At 66.0% G+C, this 17,766-nt stretch carries 13 protein-coding genes; 7 read left to right on the forward strand and 6 right to left on the reverse strand.

All coding sequences use genetic code 11. From position 1 onward, the window contains the following. Positions 1-31: 31 nt before the first annotated feature. Together DN387_RS21575 and xthA are read right to left on the reverse strand one after the other, a co-directional pair. Positions 32-1,342: a substrate-binding domain-containing protein gene (locus DN387_RS21575; protein ID WP_054915113.1), complete on the reverse strand. Its 1,311-nt coding sequence runs from the start codon at positions 1,340-1,342 to the stop codon at positions 32-34. An 85-nt stretch (positions 1,343-1,427) separates the two neighbouring features. After that, on the reverse strand, positions 1,428-2,240 hold the full coding sequence (gene xthA / locus DN387_RS21580) for an exodeoxyribonuclease III (RefSeq protein ID WP_043860884.1): 813 nt from the start codon (positions 2,238-2,240) through the stop codon (positions 1,428-1,430). 148 nt (positions 2,241-2,388) lie between these two features. Between xthA and DN387_RS21585 the strand changes: the two genes are divergently transcribed. The 3 genes from DN387_RS21585 to DN387_RS21595 all read left to right on the forward strand — a co-directional run bounded on the left by DN387_RS21585 (position 2,389) and on the right by DN387_RS21595 (position 8,516). Further along, positions 2,389-3,039: an N-acetyltransferase gene (locus tag DN387_RS21585; protein ID WP_054915112.1), complete on the forward strand. Its 651-nt coding sequence runs from the start codon at positions 2,389-2,391 to the stop codon at positions 3,037-3,039. A 66-nt stretch (positions 3,040-3,105) separates the two neighbouring features. Then, positions 3,106-4,845 (forward strand): autotransporter assembly complex family protein, encoded by a 1,740-nt coding sequence (locus tag DN387_RS21590; RefSeq protein ID WP_043860882.1) that lies wholly within the window; start codon positions 3,106-3,108, stop codon positions 4,843-4,845. Further along, a complete protein-coding gene (locus DN387_RS21595) occupies positions 4,842-8,516 on the forward strand; it encodes a translocation/assembly module TamB domain-containing protein (protein ID WP_054915111.1) in 3,675 nt (1,224 codons plus the stop codon). Before DN387_RS21590 ends, DN387_RS21595 begins: the two co-directional genes overlap by 4 nt. Before the next feature lie 79 nt (positions 8,517-8,595). Here the strand turns inward: DN387_RS21595 and DN387_RS21600 are convergent, their stop codons facing one another. Beyond that, positions 8,596-8,976, reverse strand: a complete 381-nt coding sequence (locus DN387_RS21600) for a Mor transcription activator family protein (protein ID WP_043860880.1) — start codon at positions 8,974-8,976, stop codon at positions 8,596-8,598. Between the two features lie 455 nt (positions 8,977-9,431). Here DN387_RS21600 and DN387_RS21605 point away from each other — a divergent pair, with 455 nt between their 5' ends. Next, positions 9,432-9,620 carry a hypothetical protein gene (locus tag DN387_RS21605; protein WP_043860879.1) on the forward strand — a complete coding sequence of 63 codons (189 nt, stop codon included), beginning with the start codon at positions 9,432-9,434 and terminating at the stop codon, positions 9,618-9,620. A gap of 40 nt (positions 9,621-9,660) precedes the next feature. Here the strand turns inward: DN387_RS21605 and DN387_RS21610 are convergent, their stop codons facing one another. Continuing rightward, positions 9,661-10,047 carry a fe2+ zn2+ uptake regulation protein gene (locus DN387_RS21610; RefSeq protein ID WP_088515161.1) on the reverse strand — a complete coding sequence of 129 codons (387 nt, stop codon included), beginning with the start codon at positions 10,045-10,047 and terminating at the stop codon, positions 9,661-9,663. A 208-nt stretch (positions 10,048-10,255) separates the two neighbouring features. Between DN387_RS21610 and DN387_RS21615 the strand changes: the two genes are divergently transcribed. Then, the gene (locus DN387_RS21615) at positions 10,256-12,577 is read left to right on the forward strand and encodes an acylase (protein ID WP_054915110.1); all 2,322 of its coding nucleotides are present in this window, start codon (positions 10,256-10,258) and stop codon (positions 12,575-12,577) included. A gap of 84 nt (positions 12,578-12,661) precedes the next feature. On the opposite strand, the gene yegQ is transcribed toward DN387_RS21615, so the two are convergent. Further along, positions 12,662-13,981: a tRNA 5-hydroxyuridine modification protein YegQ gene (yegQ, locus tag DN387_RS21620; RefSeq protein ID WP_043860877.1), complete on the reverse strand. Its 1,320-nt coding sequence runs from the start codon at positions 13,979-13,981 to the stop codon at positions 12,662-12,664. A 120-nt stretch (positions 13,982-14,101) separates the two neighbouring features. On the opposite strand from yegQ, the gene DN387_RS21625 reads away from it, so the two are divergent. Beyond that, positions 14,102-15,163: an AI-2E family transporter gene (locus tag DN387_RS21625; RefSeq protein WP_054915109.1), complete on the forward strand. Its 1,062-nt coding sequence runs from the start codon at positions 14,102-14,104 to the stop codon at positions 15,161-15,163. Positions 15,164-15,180: 17 nt separating this feature from the next. On the opposite strand, the gene DN387_RS21630 is transcribed toward DN387_RS21625, so the two are convergent. Then, positions 15,181-17,274 (reverse strand): TonB-dependent receptor, encoded by a 2,094-nt coding sequence (locus DN387_RS21630; RefSeq protein ID WP_082405722.1) that lies wholly within the window; start codon positions 17,272-17,274, stop codon positions 15,181-15,183. A 303-nt stretch (positions 17,275-17,577) separates the two neighbouring features. Between DN387_RS21630 and DN387_RS21635 the strand changes: the two genes are divergently transcribed. Beyond that, the coding region (locus DN387_RS21635; protein WP_254506297.1) for a hypothetical protein at positions 17,578-17,766 on the forward strand (189 nt) is incomplete at its 3' end.

The following is a 17,766-nucleotide window of genomic DNA, read 5'->3' on the forward strand; positions in this document are numbered from 1 at the left end:
GCTGTTACAAATGGTTTCCCGGGTGGGTGGGTCAGTAGACCCAGACTTCCACGCGGCGATTGCGGATTCGGCCTTCTTCGGCGGCATTGGTCGCCACGGGCATCTGACCGCCCAGGCCCGTCACTTCGCGCAGGTTCACCCCTTCGCGCACCAGTTCGCGGCGTACCGCCATGGCCCGCAGGCGCGAGAGCAGGGCGGCGCGGTCGGGGTCGTCCTTGGCGTCGCCAAACCCCACCAGCACCACGCTGTGCTGCAGCTTCTGGTGTTCGCGCAGGTACTCCAGCACGCGCTGCACATCGCGCAGCGCCTTGTTGTCGAGGCTGGCGCTGCCTTCCTGAAAGCGGAAATTGACATTCAGGCGCCTGGCGTTGGCGATCAACTGGCGGTACTGCGCCGGCATGCCCGGCAAGGCCTGTACCTGGACCGGCCGCACCTGCTGTGCGACGAACCCGCTGCTGGCCACGATGGCCTGGCCCGCTGCGCTCTGGGCGAACTCCACCAGGGCACTGGCCAGCGGGTTGCGCTGGGCGGGCGGCAGGTACAGGTACAGTCGCCGCGACAGCGGGTAGTCTTCGCTGGCCACCAGGGCGGGGGTCGGCAGCATGGCCTGGGAGGTGCCGTCGACGATGGCCAGCACCTTGGCCCCGTGCACCGACGCCAGGCTGCTGAAGCCGATGGCCTGGCGGTCGGCACTGACCTCGTCGGCCAACTGCTCGCCGGACTCGAAACGCCTGGCGTGGCTGGCCAGCGAATACTGCTGGGCGTCCAGCACCAGGGCCTTGAAGGTGTCGAAGGTGCCCGAGCGGTCATCGCGGGTGTAGAGGTGGATCGGCCCGCTGCCGGCGCCCAGTTCATCCCAGGTGGTGATGCGGCCGGCGAAGATCTGCGCCAGTTGCGTGGTGCTCAGCTGGGGCAGCGGGTTGTCCGGGTGCACGATGACGGCCACGCCATCGAGGGCGATGACCTGTTCGGCGTCGGCACTTTTCAGGTCGCCCAGCGCGTGCAGCGCCTGCTGCTCGCTGTCGTTGATCGGGCGTGAGGTGGCCGCCAGGTCGGCGTCGCCGCTTTTGAGCGCGGCAAAGCCGGTGCTCGAGCCATGGGCGGCAATGCTCACGCGCAGTGTCTGGCCCTGTGGCGAAACCCCCTGCACCCACACCTCGTTGGGCCGTGCGCCGGGCAGGGTCTGGATCGACCGGGCGCCCTGGGCCTGCAGCAGGCCGCGTACCAGCGCGGGGCCGAGCACGCTGCCCACGGTATTGGAGCCTTGCAGGCGCAGGCTGGCTGGCTCGGCGCAGCACAGCGCCGGCAGCAGGCCAAGCAGCAGACAGAAAGATCGCAACATTGCCGGGGGTGCTCTGCACTCAAGATGGTGAGCGCAGATTAAGACAGATCGATGACAGTCCAATGACTGCCATCGAGCGCATGGCTCAGTTCAGTTCCAGCCAGATCGGCGCATGGTCGGAGGGTTTCTCCATGGCGCGCAACTCGTAGTCGACCCCGGCGGCCTTGATGCGCGGCAGCAGTGCCTGGGAGGTCAGGATCAGGTCGATGCGCAGCCCGCGCTTGGGCTCGTCCTCGAAGCCGCGGCTGCGGTAGTCGAACCAGCTGAAGCGGTCGGCCACTTCCGGGTGCAGATGGCGGAAGCTGTCGGTCAGGCCCCAGTTCTTCAGGCGCGCCATCCACTCGCGCTCTTCGGGCAGGAAGCTGCACTTGCCGGTCTTCAGCCAGCGCTTGGCATTGTCTGGGCCGATGCCGATGTCGCAGTCCTCGGGCGAGATGTTCACATCGCCCATCACCACCAGTGGCTGGTCGTTCTGGAATCGGGATTCGAGCAGGGCCTGCAGGTCTTCGTAGAAGCGCTGCTTGGCCGGGAACTTGGTGGGGTGGTCGCGGCTTTCGCCCTGTGGGAAGTAGCCGTTCATGATGGTGATGGGGTTGCCGTGCTCGTCGGCGAAGGTGCCCCAGATGAAACGCCGCTGCGCGTCCTCTTCATCGGTGCTGAAGCCCTTGACCAGGCTCAGCGGCGCCTGGCGCGACAGCAGGGCGACACCGTAGTGGCCCTTCTGCCCGTGAAAGTGCACGTGGTAGCCCAGCGCCTGCACCTCGGCCAGCGGGAACTGCTCGTCGGACACCTTGGTTTCCTGCAGGCCGATCACGTCCGGCTGGTGCTTTTCGATCAGCGCGGCCAGTTGATGGGGTCGGGCGCGCAGGCCATTGATGTTGAACGAGACGATCTTCATGGGGGGCGCAATCCTGAGCAAATCGGGAATGCTAGCCGATGGCGCCCGGCGTGTCAGCACGCGTGGCGTCCTGGCCTATAGTCAAAGGGAACGTTGGCCAGCGCGCACTACTCAGAAAGAGGCATTGAAGCCCACCAGGAGAGTCACCATGTCCGATACCCCTGCCGTACCGGCCGAAGTTCGTCAGCTCGACAGCGGCTACAGCCGTGAGGCGCGCTCGCTGCTGTACCAGGCCTACCGGCATGAGCCGACCTTTCGCTACCTGTTCGAGGCCGATCGCCCCGGCTACGACCATCGCGTGCGCGCCACGGTACGCGAGCTGGTGCGTCAGCATTTCTTCCAGGACCTGCCGGCCCTGGGCCTGCTGGTGCAGGACCGGCTGATCGGCATCGCCCTGATCGCCCCGCCGCAGCGGCGCCTGGGCATCACCGAGAGCTGGGCGTGGCGCCTGCGCATGCTGCTGAGCGCCGGCCTGCGCTGTACCCGGCGCTACCTGGACTACCAGGCCGCGGTCATGGCCTGTGTGCCGGGCGACTCGGTGCATGTGCTGCCGCTACTGGGCATTCACCCGCAGTTCCAGGGCCATCACTATGGCGAACAGTTGCTGCTGGCGCTGCATGACTGGTGCGCCGAGGACGAACAGTCCGAAGGGGTGGTACTGAATACCGGCAATGACCACTACCTCGAGTTCTACAAGCGACAGGGCTACCTGGAAATCGGTGAAATTGCTGTAGGACCAATCCGCGAGCATGTGTTTTTTCATCCCAATCCCCAGCGTTTGCGCCAGGCACAGGCCTGAAGGGGTGGTGTATCAGACCGTCGGCGAGCTGCGGGCAACCGCCAAGCTCTGGTAGCATCCGCGCCTATGACGTATTCAGGACGATTCACCTGCGGGTTGATTTTATGGGTTGCCAGCTGCGCGGTGTACGCACAGAGCGAGCTGGTAGTACGCATCAAGCCCGCCAACAACGAGCTCAAGGCCAACGTCGAAGGCTATATCGGCAGCCTTGGCACCCGCGATGAAGAAGCGCTGCTGCGCTTCAGCCGCGGCGCCGTGGAGCAGGCCAGAAAAGCCGCCCAGGCGCTGGGCTACTACCAGGCGCAGATCGACAGCCAGGTCAAACCTTCGCCCAAGGCCGACAAGGGCCCGCAACTGGTGCTCAGCATCGAGCCGGGCGAGCCGGTGCGCCTGCGCGAGGTGACCGTGCGCGTCGAGGGCCCGGCCAGCGAGATGACGGCCTTCCGGGTTCCTTCGAGCAAGGCGCTGCGGCCTGGGGCTGTGCTCAACCATGGCAACTACGAGGACGCCAAGCGGCTGATCCAGAACCAGGCCTCGCGCTACGGTTTCTTCAGCGGGCATTTCCTGCGCCAGCGCCTGGCGGTCGACCCGGCGGCGGGTGTGGCAGATATCGAACTGGTGTACGACAGCGGCCCGCGTTACCAGCTGGGCAAGGTCCGCTTCGAAGGCGACGCGCCGTTCGACGAGAGCCTGCTGCAACGCATGGTGCCCTTCAAGCAAGGCACCCCCTACGACTCCGAACTGATCGCCGAACTGAACAACGCGCTGCAATCGAGCGGCTACTTCGAAGGCGTGCGGGTCGACGCTGCGCCCACTGCCGCCGTGGCGCAGAGCATCCCGGTAGAGGTGCAACTGCAAACCCGCAAGCCCCGCACCATGGGCCTGGGCCTGGGCTTTTCGACCGACGTCGGGCCGCGCGGCAAGGCTAACTGGACCCGCCACTGGGTCAACCCGCAAGGCCACAGCTATGGCCTGGAAACCGAGCTTTCGGCGCCGCGCCAGAACGTCGGCCTGTGGTACGACATACCGCTCGACCCGCCGTTGACCGACAAGCTGCGCTTTGCCGGCGGCTACCAGAACGAAGAGATCGCCGGCACCGACAGCCTCAGCAAACTGCTCACCGTGGGCCCGGAATGGCACAGCAAGCTGCCCAGCGGCTGGCAGCGCGTGGTATCGCTCAAGTGGCAGCGCGAAGAGTACCGTCTGGGTGATGATTCGGGTTTGAGCACCCTGCTGATGCCGGGTGTGAGCTACAGCTACCTGCGCAGCGACAACCGCATCGACCCGCACAACGGCTACCGCTTGCAGTTCGACGCGCAGGTGGCCAAGGAAGGGCTGCTGTCCGACACCAACCTGCTGCATGGCAACGTGCTGCTCAAGGGCCTGACCACCGTGGCGCAGAACCACCGCTTCCTGGGCCGGGTGCAGTTCGGCGGCAGCGCCACCAACGGCTACAAGTCGGTGCCCCCCTCGCTGCGCTTCTTTGCCGGTGGCGACCAGAGCGTGCGTGGCTACGACTACCAGACCCTTTCACCCAAGAACGCCGATGGCGACCGTATCGGCGGGCGCTACCTGGTGGCCGCCAGTGCCGAGTACCAGTACTCGATCGCCGAGAAGTGGCGCCTGGCGACCTTCGTCGACCAGGGCAACTCGTTCAACAGCCTGGAGCTTCCCAGCCTCAAGACCGGCGTCGGCTTCGGTGTGCGCTGGGTGTCGCCGGTCGGCCCGCTGCGGCTCGACCTGGCCAAGGCGCTGGACGATGACGGCGGCATACGTTTGCACTTTTCCATGGGGCCCGAGTTGTGAGCAAGGTGTTGAAACGCGGCGGGCTGGCCCTGCTGGCGCTGCTGGTCGTGCTGGTGCTGGCCGTGGGTATCCTGCTGGGTACCCAGGCCGGCAGCCGCTGGGCCTTGAGCCTGGTGCCGGGCTTGCAGCTGGACAATTTTCAAGGCCGCCTTGGCGGGCAATGGCAGGCCGATCGGCTGATCTGGCAGCAGGGCGAGGACCGTGTCGAAGTGCTTGCGCCGGTGTTTGCCTGGTCGCCCGGCTGCCTGTTGCGCATGACCTTGTGCATCGACCAGCTGCGCGCCGGGCAGGTCAACCTGGACTTCGCCCCCAGCGAGGCAGCGGCTGACAGCGGCCCGCTGCAGTTGCCCAGCCTCCAGTTGCCAGTGGCGATCGAACTGGGCGAAGTACAGGTCGGCCAGTTGCATCTGGACGGCAGCGAGCAGTTGAGCCAGTTGCAACTGGCTGCACACTGGACCGCCCAGGGCCTGCAGATCGACAGCCTGAACCTGCAACGCGAAGACCTCAGCCTGAACCTCAGCGGCCTGCTGCAACCGGTGGGTGACTGGCCGTTGCAGCTGCAGGGTCAGGTGCAACTGCCGGCCATCGACGACCAGCCCTGGCAACTGGCGGTGCAGATAAAAGGCGACCTGCAGAAAAGCCTCGACCTGCAGGCCGACAGCAGCGGCTACCTGCAAGGGCGCCTGGCGGGTCAATTGCGGCCCCTGGCCGAGCACCTGCCGGCCCAGGTACGCCTGAGCGCCACCGGCTTCAAGCCATCGGCCGGATTGCCGGACACCCTGCAGTTCGAGCAGCTGGAACTCAGTGCCTATGGCGACCTGGCAAAAGGTTACCAACTGGTGGGCGCCGGCCGCCTGCCGGCCGAGCAGGGGCCGATCAGCCTGAGCCTGCGTGGCCGGGTGGATGCCAAGGGCGCCCAGATCGCCGCCCTGGACCTGAGCGCCGCCGCGCAGCAGCGTGTCACGCTCAGCGCCACTGCCGACTGGCAGAGCGGTCTGGTTGCCGATGCCAGCATCGACTGGCTGGACTTCCCGTGGCTGCGCCTGTACCCGCTGGACGAGGCTCCGCAGGTCACGCTGCGGCGCCTGAACGCCAAGGTCAACTACCGCGACGGCAACTACCAGGGCGATTTCAGTGGCGACCTGGACGGGCCGGCAGGTGCCTTCAAGGTCAGCAGCCCGTTCAAGGGCGACCTGGGCCAGGTCAGCCTGCCACAGCTGGCCCTTGAAGCCGGCCAGGGCAAGGTGGCCGGCAGCGTCGCCGTGCAGTTTGCCGAGGGCGTGGCGTGGGACGCGGCACTGGAATTGTCGGCGCTCAACCCGGCGTACTGGCTGGCCGAGCTGCCGGGCACCCTGGCGGGCCCGCTGCGCAGCAAGGGCGAACTCAAGGGCGACACGCTGCGCCTGAATGCCGATCTGGACCTCAAGGGGCGATTGCGCGGCCAGCCCGCCGTGCTGCAGGCCAAGGCCGACGGTGCAGGCGAGAACTGGACCCTGGGCACCTTGCTGATCCAGCTGGGGGACAACAAGATCAACGGCAGCGCCAGTGTGCAGCAACGCCTGGCCGGTCAGCTTGACCTCAACCTGCCGCGCCTGGGCCAGCTGTGGCCGCAACTGCAAGGCCAGCTCAAGGGCCGGCTTGATGTGGCCGGTACGCTCAAGGCGCCGCAGGGGCAACTGACCTTGCAGGGCCAGCAACTGGGCCAGGCCGAAAACCGCGTGCAACGCCTTGACCTGGACGCCCGGCTGGACAGCGCCCAGCGTGCCCTGATCGACCTGCAGGCCGGGTCGATCCGCCTGGGCGAAACCAACCTGGGCACCCTGACTGCCAAAGGCCAGGGCGACATTGGCAAGCAGCAATTGCACCTGGCCCTCGATGGGCCGCAGCTCAAGCTCGACCTGGGCCTGGACGGTCAGCTCGACAAGGGCAACTGGCGCGGACGCCTGGCCAGCGGCCAGGTGCAGGCGGGCGGGCAGGACTGGCAGCTGCAGGCACCGGCCAGGTTGCAGCGCCTGGCCAATGGGCAGGTGGATTTCGGCGCCCATTGCTGGCGCTCCGGGCAGGCCAGCCTGTGTGGTGAAGACCAGCGCCTGATGCCCGACCCGCGCCTGCGCTACCACCTCAAGCAGTTCCCGCTGCAAAGCCTGGCGCAGTGGTTGCCCAAGGACTTCGCCTGGCAGGGCATGCTCAATGCCGACATCAACCTCGACCTGCCGGCCAGCGGGCCCAAGGGGTCGATCGTGGTAGACGCCAGTGGCGGCACCTTGCGGGTGCGGGAAAAGGATCGATGGCTGGACTTCCCGTACCAGGCGCTGCGCCTGAACAGCACCCTGGGCCCGCGCCGCGTGGACACGCGCCTGGAGTTCGTGGGCGGGCGCCTGGGCGAGCTGACCCTGTCGGCGCGCATCGACCCGCTGGCGCGCAACAAGCCGCTGAGCGGAGACTTCCGCCTGAGCGGGCTGGACCTGTCGGTGGGCCGGCCGTTCGCGCCGATGGTCGAGCGCCTGGCTGGCCAGCTCAACGGCAGCGGACAGATCACCGGTACGCTGCTGGCGCCCCAGGTCAACGGCAACCTGACGCTGAGCAATGGCGAAGTGTCGGGTGCCGAGTTGCCCATCAGCCTCAGCGACCTCAGCCTGCGGGCACAGATCGCAGGCGAGCAGGTGCAACTGGGCGGCGAGTGGAAGAGCGGCCCGGTCGGCCAGGGCCGCCTGAGTGGCCAGATCGGCTGGGCCCAGGGCCTGGCGGTGGAGTTGCAACTGCAGGGGCAGCGCCTGCCGGTCACCGTCGAACCCTACGCCAACCTGGAGGTGGCGCCGGACCTGAAGATCCACATGATCGGCGAAAAGCTCGCGGTCACCGGCAAGGTGCTGGTGCCCAAGGGCAAGATCACCGTGCGCGAACTGCCGCCTTCGACTGTAAAGGTGTCGGATGACACGGTCATCGTCGGCCACCAGACCGAGCAGGGCAAGGCGCCGATGGCCGTGGCCATGGACATCGACGTGGAGGTGGGGCAGGACAAGCTGGCATTCAGCGGCTTCGGCCTGACCGCCAACCTGCTGGGGCGCGTGCACATTGGCGACAACCTCGATACCCGTGGCGAGCTCAGCCTGGCCGATGGGCGCTACCGGGCCTATGGCCAGCGCCTGACCATCCGCCGTGCGCGCCTGCTGTTTGCCGGGCCGATCGACCAGCCCTACCTGGACATCGAGGCCATTCGCCAGACCGACGACGTGATTGCCGGCATCCGCCTCAGCGGCAGCGCCGAACAGCCCACCACCCAGGTGTTTTCCGAGCCGGCGATGAGCCAGGAGCAGGCCTTGTCGTACCTGGTGCTGGGGCGTCCGCTGGGCAATACCGGCGAAGACAACAACATGCTGGCGGAGGCGGCCCTGGGCCTGGGCCTGGCGGGCAGCGCGGGGATTACCGGCAGCCTGGCATCGAGCCTGGGCATCGAGGACTTCCAGCTCGACACCCAGGGCAGCGGTGACAACACCAGCGTGGTGGCCAGCGGCAAGCTGACCGAGCGCCTGAGCCTGCGCTACGGCGTAGGGGTGTTCGAGCCGGCCAACACCATCGCCTTGCGCTACCTGCTCAGCAAGAAGGTCTACCTGGAGGCTGCCAGCGGTATCGCCAGCTCGCTGGATATCTTCTACAAGCGCGACTTCTGATACGGCCAGTCAAGGGCTGCGCACACAACAACGCCAGGCGCGACCGCTCGCGCCTGGCGTTGTTGTGTGCGGGGTGTGTCTAGCGCGTGTGCGCTTCCTGGCGCCGGATGTTGCCGATCTGGCGCAGGCTCAACCCGTACTTGTCGGCCAGCACGCTGCGTGACTGGCCATTGGAGCTTTCCTGCTGGATCTGCTGGTTGCGCAGCTGGCGATTGAAGTGGTCGGCCTTGGGAATCTCCAGCGCCATGCCGGCGTAGCGCTTGATCAATGCATCCAGCGCTTCGGTTGGCAGGATCTCGGCCAGCGTGGTGCGCTCGCGGTGCTTGGGAATGTACTTGGGGCGGCCGCCGTAGATGGTGGTCAGGCGGTAGGCATGCTCCAGCCCGATGCATTCGATGAGCATCTGCAGTGACTGGGGCAGTTGTTCGATGTCGATCTTGTTCAGGTCACACAGTTCCATGATGACTTCCTTGTTGGCGGTATGAGCGAAGGGGCCACTTCATCGGGTGCCGTCCGTGCCTGAGCATCCTTGCCAGGTGCGGCGCGCCCCACGTCGACAGCGTTGAACTGCCAAGTGGCCTGAAGGAATTCTCGGTCAACCGCCAAGGGGAGATCTAGGCAGCAAGCGGGTCAGGGGAGGTAGTCTTTCCGTACACATTGCGTGAGGAAGTCGGTGGTCTGTTGTAGGAACCAGCGGCGCCAGGGAGGGCGTGGCCGCGTGTCTACGGCGAGCCTGCTCCAGCGCTGTGGTTCAGGTTGCTCAACCCTGAACGCAAGGCACGGGCACACCTGGCGGATGATTTCAGGTTGTCGCGTCGGGAAAAACCGGGAAACATCCTCCTGCGTGACGTGGCGTTGTATCATGGCCGCCGGCCGCAGTAGGGCCCTCAAACCCGTTGTCGTAAGGATTTTTCAATGACTCAAGCTCAACGCCTGAAATACTCGATCCTGGTTGCCCTGGTGGTGCTGGCAATCATGCTGGGCGGCTCGTACCTGCAGAACGCCGGCGTGATCAGCGAAAAGGTGTTCCAGTACATTGCCATCGGCGTAGCCGTATTGGCCGTGATCGTGAACGGCATCATGCGGCGCAAGGTCAAGTTCTGACCGCTTGCGAGGCTGCGGCCGGCGTCACCCGGCCGTTGGCCTAGCGTGAAACCGGCTGTTCCAGCACCGCGCGAGCCTCGGGGTTGAGGCTGTAGCACTTGTCGCTGCCCAGGCTGATCACACCTTCGACGCACAGGCGCTTGAGCACTTCGCGAACGCTCAGGAACGACAGCGGAATATCCAGCTGCTCGAGCTGGCTGTGCACCCCGCGCACCCCGATACTGCGCCCCTCTCTGGCGGCCGCGTGCAGCGCATCGATGACCTTCAGCCGGATCAGGCTGGTGCGCAGGCCGAATGCCTTGAGCAGTTCGCGGATATGTTCGTTGCCGGCGCGGTCCGGTTCAGCCGCTTCGGGCTTTTCCGGCAGCGGCGCGTGGGCTTTGCGTCTGAAGCGCAGCGGTGTGATTGGCTGTTGCTGGTTGTACATGTGAAAACTCCCTTTCCCGAGCCTGTCCAGTTTGCGTGTGGTGCTCTCACTCTATAAGACGAACGAGCGCGGCAAATCTGCATCGGCAAGGCAAAAAATATTGCCTTTATGTAGAGAGAGACGAACGAGCGGCGCAAAAGCGGTAAATTTTCATGATGAAATTCGTCTAGTCAGGATGTTCGTTCACCCTGATGCTGCCGGAGTCCGCGTGTCTGCCAATCGCTCGATCCCCTCGTTCTGCCTGACGGCCCTGCTGGTTGCTCTGAGTTGTTCAGCCCACGCCCGCGAGGCGCCGCCGGGCGAGGCCCGGGCCGAGATCCGCCGCACCAGCTTCGGTGTGCCGCACATCGTGGCCCGCGATGAGCGTGGCCTGGGCTATGGCATCGGGTATGCCTACGCGCAGGACAACCTGTGCCTGCTGGCCAACGAAGTGGTGACCGTCAACGGTGAGCGCTCGCGGTTCTTCGGGCCGCAGGCGCTGACCCTGGAGCAGCGTGAAAACCTGGCCAGCGACGTGTTTTTCACCTGGCTGAACACGCCGGCGGCGGTGTCTGCGTACTGGCAGGCGCAACCGGCGCCGATCCGTTCATTGCTCGAAGGCTACGCGCTGGGCTACAACCGCGCGCTGGCCGAGCGCACTGCCCAGGGCCTGCCTGCCCAGTGCCAGCAGGCCGAGTGGCTGCGCCCCATCACCGCCCTGGACCTGGTCAAGCTGACCCGGCGCCTGCTGGTCGAGGGTGGGGCCGGGCAGTTCGTCGAAGCCGTGGCCGGTGCCGCGCCCCCCGGTGCAGCGGCGGGGTTGCCGGCTGCGGCCTTCAGTGTGGCCCAGGCGCGCCAGGCCAACTTTGCGCTTGAGCGCGGCAGCAACGCGGTGGCGATAGGGCACGAGCGTTCGGCCAATGGCCGTGGCCTGTTGCTGGCCAACCCGCATTTCCCGTGGGTGGGTGGCATGCGCTTCTACCAGATGCAGTTGAGCATCCCCGGCAAGCTGGACGTGATGGGCGCCGCGTTGCCCGGCCTGCCGCTGATCAACATCGGTTTCAACCGGCATCTGGCCTGGACGCACACCGTCGACACCTCCCGGCACTTCACCTTGCACCGCTTGCAACTGGACCCGAAAGACTCGACCCGCTACCTGCTCGACGGCGTGTCCACCCCCATGACCCGCCAGCCGGTGAGCGTGTCAGTCAAGGCTGAGGACGGCCAGCAGCAGGTGGTCACCCGCGAGCTGTACGGCACGATCTACGGCCCGCTGGTGCAGTGGCCCGGGCGGCTGGACTGGACCGGGCAGGTGGCCTTCAGCCTGCGTGATGCCAACCTGGGCAACACCCGCGTGCTGCAGCAGTGGTACAGCATGAACCAGGCCGACAGCCTGCAGGCCCTGCAGCAGTCGGTGCAGCGCCTGCAGGGCATACCCTGGGTCAACACTCTGGCGGTGGATGCCAGGGGGCAGGCGTTGTACCTGAACCAGTCGGTGGTGCCCTATGTGGATGCGCCACTGCTGGCGCAGTGCAGCGACCCGGCGGCGGGCCTGGAACTGATCGTGCTCGACGGTTCGCGCAGCGCCTGCAACTGGAAGGTCGATGCGCGAGCGGCGCAGCCCGGTATCTTCCCCGCGCAACTGCAGCCCAGCCTGCTGCGTGGCGACTTCGTACAGCACTCCAACGATTCGGCCTGGATGGTCAACCCGGCGCAGCCGCTGCGCGGCTACTCGCCGATCATCAGCCGCGAAGACGTGCCCCTGGGCCCGCGCAGCCGCTTTGCCCTGCAGCGGTTGAACCGCCCCGGCAAGATCAGCGCGCAGGACCTGCACCACATGGTCATGGACGACAAGGTGTACCTGGCCGAGCTGGCGCTGCCCGACCTGCTGCAGTGGTGCAAGGGCGCGACGGCCGATCCGCAGCTCAAGGCCGTTTGCGACAGCCTGGCGGCGTGGGATGGCAAGGCCGGCCTGGCCAGTGGCATCGGCCTGGTGCACTTCCAGAACATCCTGCAGGCGTTGCAGGAGCACGGTGAGTTCTGGCGCGTGGCATTCGATCCGGCCGACCCCCAGCACACCCCACGCGGCCTTGCGCTGGAGCGTGCCGAGGTGGCCAGGGCCGTGCGTGCGGCGGCATTGGCGTCGCAGGCGCAGGTGGCCGAGGCCGGGCTGAGTGCGAATGTGCAGTGGGGGCAGATCCAGCAGGCGGGCGACGGCACGCCGATGCATGGCGGGCCGTCGAGCCTTGGGGTGTATAACGCCATGCAGAGCGTGCCGGGCGAGGGGGGCAAGCGCACCGTGATCAGCGGCACCAGTTACCTGCAGGTGGTCAGTTTCGATGACAAGGGGCCGCACGCGCAGGGGCTGCTGGCGTTTTCCCAGTCCAGCGAGGCGGGGTCGGTGCATGCCAGTGACCAGACCCGTGCGTTCTCGGCCGGGCACTGGCACACCATTCCATTCACCGAGGCGCAGATCAAGGCGGACCCGCAGTATCAGGTGCAGGTGATACGTGAGACGGATACTGCAGCTGTAGCCAGCAGCCCACGTTGAGCGTCGGCTGCATCGCGGGTCAAGCCCGCTCCCACCAGGATTGCGCACTACCTGTGGGGGCGGGCTTGACCCGCGATAGCGTGGCTACGTATTCAGATCCCGCAACAACAGCCCGAAGCCCAGCTCCACCTGTTCGGGAATCGGCAGGTACACCGTGTGCCCATCCCCCGGCGCCACCTCCAGCGGATTGCCCGCGCGATCCCGCAGCTGGTGCAGGTCGAAATGGTAGTTGCCCCGCGGCGTCATCAGCTCCAGGTGATCGCCCAGCCCGAAACGGTTCTTGACCTTGACCTCGGCCAGCCCGTCGACCCGCTCCCCGGTCAGCTCGCCCACGAATTGCTGGCGCTCGGACACCGAGTTGCCCCGCTCGTAGTTCTGGTACTCGTCGTGCACGTGGCGGCGCAAGAAGCCTTCGGTGTAGCCGCGTTGCGCCAATGACTCCAGGTCGAGCATCAGCGAACGGTCGAATTCACGCCCCGCCAGCGCATCGTCGATGGCCTGCCGGTACGCCTGGGTGGTGCGGGCACAGTAGAAGTGCGACTTTGTACGCCCCTCGATCTTCAGCGAGTGCACCCCCATGCGGGTCAGGCGCCCGACGTGCTGCACGGCACGCAGGTCCTTGGCGTTCATGATGTAGGTGCCGTGCTCGTCCTCGAATGCCGGCATGTCTTCGCCGGGCCGGTTGGCTTCCTGCAGCACGAACACCTGGTTGGTGGGGGCGCCGACGCCCAGGGTCGGCTGGACTTCGCGCACGATGTCACCCACCTCGTTTTCCTGGGCCGGGGTGGCGCTGTACTGCCAGCGACAGGCGTTGGTGCAGCTGCCCTGGTTGGCATCGCGCCGGTTCAGGTAGCCCGACAGCAGGCAGCGTCCCGAATACGCCATGCACAGGGCGCCGTGCACGAACACTTCCAGCTCCATCGCCGGCACCTGCTGGCGGATCTCTTCGATTTCTTCCAGCGACAGCTCCCGGGACAGGATCACCCGGCTCAGGCCCTGGGATTGCCAGAACGCGACACTGGCCCAGTTCACCGTATTGGCCTGTACTGACAGGTGGATCGGCATGGCCGGGAAGTGCTGGCGCACCAGCATGATCAGCCCAGGGTCGGACATGATCAGCGCGTCCGGGCCCATGGCGATCACAGGTTCCAGGTCCTTGAGGAAGGTCTTGAGCTTGGCATTGTGCGGGGCGATGTTGACCACCACGTAGAACCGCTTGCCCTGGGCCTGGGCTTCCTGGATGCCCAGCGCCAGGTTGGCATGGTCGAATTCGTTGTTGCGCACACGCAGGCTGTAGCGCGGCTGGCCGGCGTAGACCGCATCGGCGCCATAGGCGAAGGCATAGCGCATGTTCTTCAGGGTGCCGGCAGGGGCGAGCAGTTCGGGTCGGGCGAGGTGGGTCATGGCAAGGTCGCGACAAAAGCGCGGATGCTACGCGCCTGCACCACCGATTTTATTGATCCACGGCAACGGCACTTTCTGCAGTGCGCCGCGCACTAATCATCAGAGCGCAAAGGAGCGGACATGAACGAATCGGTATTGCAGCAAAAAGCCCTGATGTGGTTGCTGGTCCTGGTGACCCTGGCCTTCATCTGGATTCTATTGCCCTACTACGGCGCGGTGTTCTGGGCGGTGATCCTGGGCATCGTGTTTGCGCCGTTGCAGCGCCGGTTGCTGTTGCGCCTGGGCTGGCGGCGCAACCTGGCGGCGAGTATCACGCTGCTGGTGTGCCTGCTGATCGCGATTCTGCCGGTGATCGTCATCAGCACGTTGCTGGTTCAGGAAGGCGCCACGCTGTACAAGAACATCGAGAGCGGCCAACTGGACATCGCCGGCTACATCGAGCGCTTCAAGGACATGCTGCCCGCTGTGGCCCAGCATGGCCTGGAACGCCTGGGCATGGGGGATCTGGAGGGCTTGCGCGACAAGATCGCCAAGGGCGCGATGCAGGGCAGCCAGTTCTTCGCCACCCAGGCGTTCAGCTTCGGGCAGGGCACGTTCGAGTTTCTGGTGAGCTTCGGCATCATGCTGTACCTGCTGTACTTCTTCCTGCGCGATGGCGCCGAGCTGGTGCGCAAGATCCGCACGGCGGTGCCCCTGGCCGAACACCAGAAGCGTCGCCTGCAACTGAAGTTCAATCGCGTGGTGCGTGCCACGGTCAAGGGCAACCTGCTGGTGGCGGTGACCCAGGGCGCGCTCGGCGGGTTCATCTTCTGGGTGCTGGATATCCCCAGTGCGCTGGTGTGGGCGGTGCTGATGGCGTTTCTGTCGCTGCTGCCGGCGGTGGGTGCCGGCATCGTGTGGGGCCCGGTGGCCGCGTACTTCCTGCTCAGTGGTTCGATCTGGCAGGGTGTGGTGCTTGCCGCCTTCGGGGTGTTCGTGATCGGCCTGGTGGACAACGTGCTGCGCCCGATCCTGGTGGGCAAGGACACCCGCATGCCCGACTACCTGATCCTGATCTCGACCCTGGGCGGGCTGGCGGTGTTCGGCCTCAACGGCTTCGTCATCGGGCCGTTGATCGCGGCGCTGTTCATGTCCAGCTGGGGGATTTTCGTGGCGACCAAGCCTCAGGTGCAACTGCCCTGAGGCGCCGCTGGCGAGCGTCACTTCCAGCTATAGGACATGCCTACGTAGGCTGCGAAGCCTTCGCCGGGGGTGGAGCGTGCGGCATCGAGACCCTTGTCGTCGTAGCCGGGCGTCACGGTTGCGGCATAGCGCTGGTTGGTGAGGTTGCGCAGGTCGAGCCAGGTGGCCCAGTCCTGTCGGGGGGAGGCGTAGCCGAAGGTGGCGCCCAGCAGGGCATACGCATCGGCCTGGTAGGAGTTGGCGTAGTCGACCTGCACCTTTGAGGCCATCTGCGTGTTGAGCCCGGCATAGAAGCCGCTGGGATGGTCCAGGCGCACCTGCGCCTGGTAGTAGTGCATCGGCATGCCGGGCAGGCGGTTGTCGCCGAACGCCGCGTCATCGCGGTAGTGGAAGTCGCTGAAGGTGTAGGCCTGGCGCAGCGACACCCGGCCAACTCCGCTGTGTTCCCACAGCAGGCTGTCGAGGCTGGCTTCCACCCCCTGGTGCACGGTAGGGCTGGCATTCACCTCGCCGACGATGGCGTTGGTGGTGCTGCTGGCGGCCACGGTTTCCACTGTCAGCAGTTCGTGGCGCACGGCCGAGTAGTACCAGGCCAGGTCCCAGCGCCCCAGCCGCGAGTCGCCGCGGGCGCCGAGCTCCAGGGTGGTGGCGGTCTGGTTGCGCAGCTCGATGGGTTGGGTCTGCAGGCCGTTGATCGCTGGCGAGCTCCAGATCAGCGCCCAGGGGTGCGCAGGCTCCACCGAGCGGCTCAGGTTGCCGTACAGCTGCAGCGCGGGGCTGAAGTCGTAGCGCAGCCCCAGGCGCGGGGCGTAGTCCCAGTCATGCTGGCTGACCTTGCCGCCGCTGGCCGGATAGGTGACGGCGCTTTCGCGGCGGGTATAGATCATCGCCAGGCCGCTGGTCAGCCACAGGTCTGGCACCAGTTCCAGTTCGTTGCTGAAGTGGAGGACGCTGTCCGAGCCCTGGTAGGTGAAGTCGCGGGTCTTGGTGCCTATGGGCTGAGTGGGGTCGGTCTCGACCCGCACGAACTCCGAGGCCCCGGTGTTGGGCAGGTGCTTTGTGGTGCGCCAGCCGAGGGTGGTCTTGCTCTCGTGGCCGAACAGGGTGTCGCGGCGCAGGTAGTTGAGCGTGCCGCTGACGTCGGTGTACGCCACCTTGAGGCGCTTGGTGCCTTCACGCAGGTCCATCGGGTAGTCGTGGTAGACCAGGCCGGCCTCCAGTTGCGAGTCGTCATCGAGGTAGAAGGTGGTCTTGTTGCCCAGCCAGGTGCTGCCCGGTTGCGGGCGGCTGGCGTCGCGGCTCAGGTACAGCGGGTTGGCAGCGCGCGGGTGGTGCTTGATCTGGTCCTTGGTCAGGCGCCCGGCCAGTTCGTTTTCGGTTTCGCGGTAACGCAGGTAGAAGCGGGTTTCCAGGTTGGGGTTGAAGCGGTAGCCGACGTTGGCGGCGATGCCCTTGCTGCTGCCGCTGCTGTGGTCCTGGTAGCCGTCGTATTCCGAGTCGGTGAGGGCGACGTAGTAGTCCAGGTCACCCAGTACCTGGCCGGAGCTGACCTGGCGTTTGCCGTAGCCACGGCTGCCGGCCTCGACCCGTACCTGCAGGGGCGCGGCGTCGTAGCCGGTGTGGGTCACGTAATTGATGGCGCCGCCCAGGGCCAGGGCGCCGCGGTCGAAGCCGTTGGCGCCGCGCAGTACCTCGGCGCGGCTTAGCCACAGGGGCTCGAACAGTTCATAGGGCGTGCCGCCGGGGCCGGTCAGTGGCAGGCCGTCGAACAGGGTGTATACGCCGGAGCCGTGGGCGCCGGGGGCACGGTTGAGGCCCGAGCCGCGAATCGACAGTTTGATGCCGTCGTTGCCGGCGGATTGGGCGAACACGCCGGGCTGGTAGGCGAGCACGTCCTGGTTGCTGGCAACGCGGCCTTGTTCGACCTGTTGCATGTCGATCAGGTTGGTGGCCCCGGGGATTTGCTGCAGGCGCTCACGGGCGTCCTGAAGCTCGTTGTGTTCCTGGTCCTGGATCAGTACCTGGCCGAGTTCGATGCCTGGGTTGGCTTGGGCGGTGGCGGTGCAGGCGATCAATACGGCGAGGGACGAGCGGGACAGGGTGGGGTGCATCGAAGGGGTTCCGGAACGGTTGGGCGGCTATCTGACGTTGCAAGTATCAGACGAAGCACAGTGGGTGATCTGTAGTGCAGTCATGTTTTTGATCTGCTCTGGATATGTTCACGGTCGTCGATTTTACGGAGTGGTGTGTTTATCCGGCATGGATAGCGCTGCGAATGACGCCTTCCGCTCTTACAGCGGGTCACTTTTGCAAGGACGCAAAAGTAACCAAAAGGTCCCCGGCCAAACATACGGCCCTACGCTTCGCTCCGGGTTCCCTCCCTCCGGCGCCGTCCAGGGGGCACGCGACCCGAGTTGCTGCGCAACTCTAACAGTCGCTCGCTTCGGCTAACGCCGAAGGGGCTGCGCCCCGCCCCCTGCACGACACCTCCACTCGGCCTCCTGACAGGCCGGACAATCAAGATCAAGATCAAGATCAAGAGCAAAGGCAAGAGCAAGAGCAAGAGCAAGAGCAAGAGCAAGAGCAAGAGCAAGAGCAAGAGC

The sequence above is a fragment of the Pseudomonas sp. FBF18 genome (genome assembly GCF_024261405.1).
GTDB classification, from domain to species: Bacteria; Pseudomonadota; Gammaproteobacteria; order Pseudomonadales; family Pseudomonadaceae; genus Aquipseudomonas; species Aquipseudomonas palmensis.

What these genes read in the sequence shown, in the direction of transcription:
- DN387_RS21575 (WP_054915113.1), bottom strand. Translation starts at nt 1,342, where the DNA reads ATGTTGCGATCTTTCTGTCTGCTGCTTGGCCTGCTGCCGGCGCTGTGC.
- xthA (WP_043860884.1), bottom strand. Translation starts at nt 2,240, where the DNA reads ATGAAGATCGTCTCGTTCAACATCAATGGCCTGCGCGCCCGACCCCAT.
- DN387_RS21585 (WP_054915112.1), top strand. Translation starts at nt 2,389, where the DNA reads ATGTCCGATACCCCTGCCGTACCGGCCGAAGTTCGTCAGCTCGACAGC.
- DN387_RS21590 (WP_043860882.1), top strand. Translation starts at nt 3,106, where the DNA reads ATGACGTATTCAGGACGATTCACCTGCGGGTTGATTTTATGGGTTGCC.
- DN387_RS21600 (WP_043860880.1), bottom strand. Translation starts at nt 8,976, where the DNA reads ATGGAACTGTGTGACCTGAACAAGATCGACATCGAACAACTGCCCCAG.
- DN387_RS21605 (WP_043860879.1), top strand. Translation starts at nt 9,432, where the DNA reads ATGACTCAAGCTCAACGCCTGAAATACTCGATCCTGGTTGCCCTGGTG.
- DN387_RS21610 (WP_088515161.1), bottom strand. Translation starts at nt 10,047, where the DNA reads ATGTACAACCAGCAACAGCCAATCACACCGCTGCGCTTCAGACGCAAA.
- yegQ (WP_043860877.1), bottom strand. Translation starts at nt 13,981, where the DNA reads ATGACCCACCTCGCCCGACCCGAACTGCTCGCCCCTGCCGGCACCCTG.
- DN387_RS21625 (WP_054915109.1), top strand. Translation starts at nt 14,102, where the DNA reads ATGAACGAATCGGTATTGCAGCAAAAAGCCCTGATGTGGTTGCTGGTC.
- DN387_RS21630 (WP_082405722.1), bottom strand. Translation starts at nt 17,274, where the DNA reads ATGCACCCCACCCTGTCCCGCTCGTCCCTCGCCGTATTGATCGCCTGC.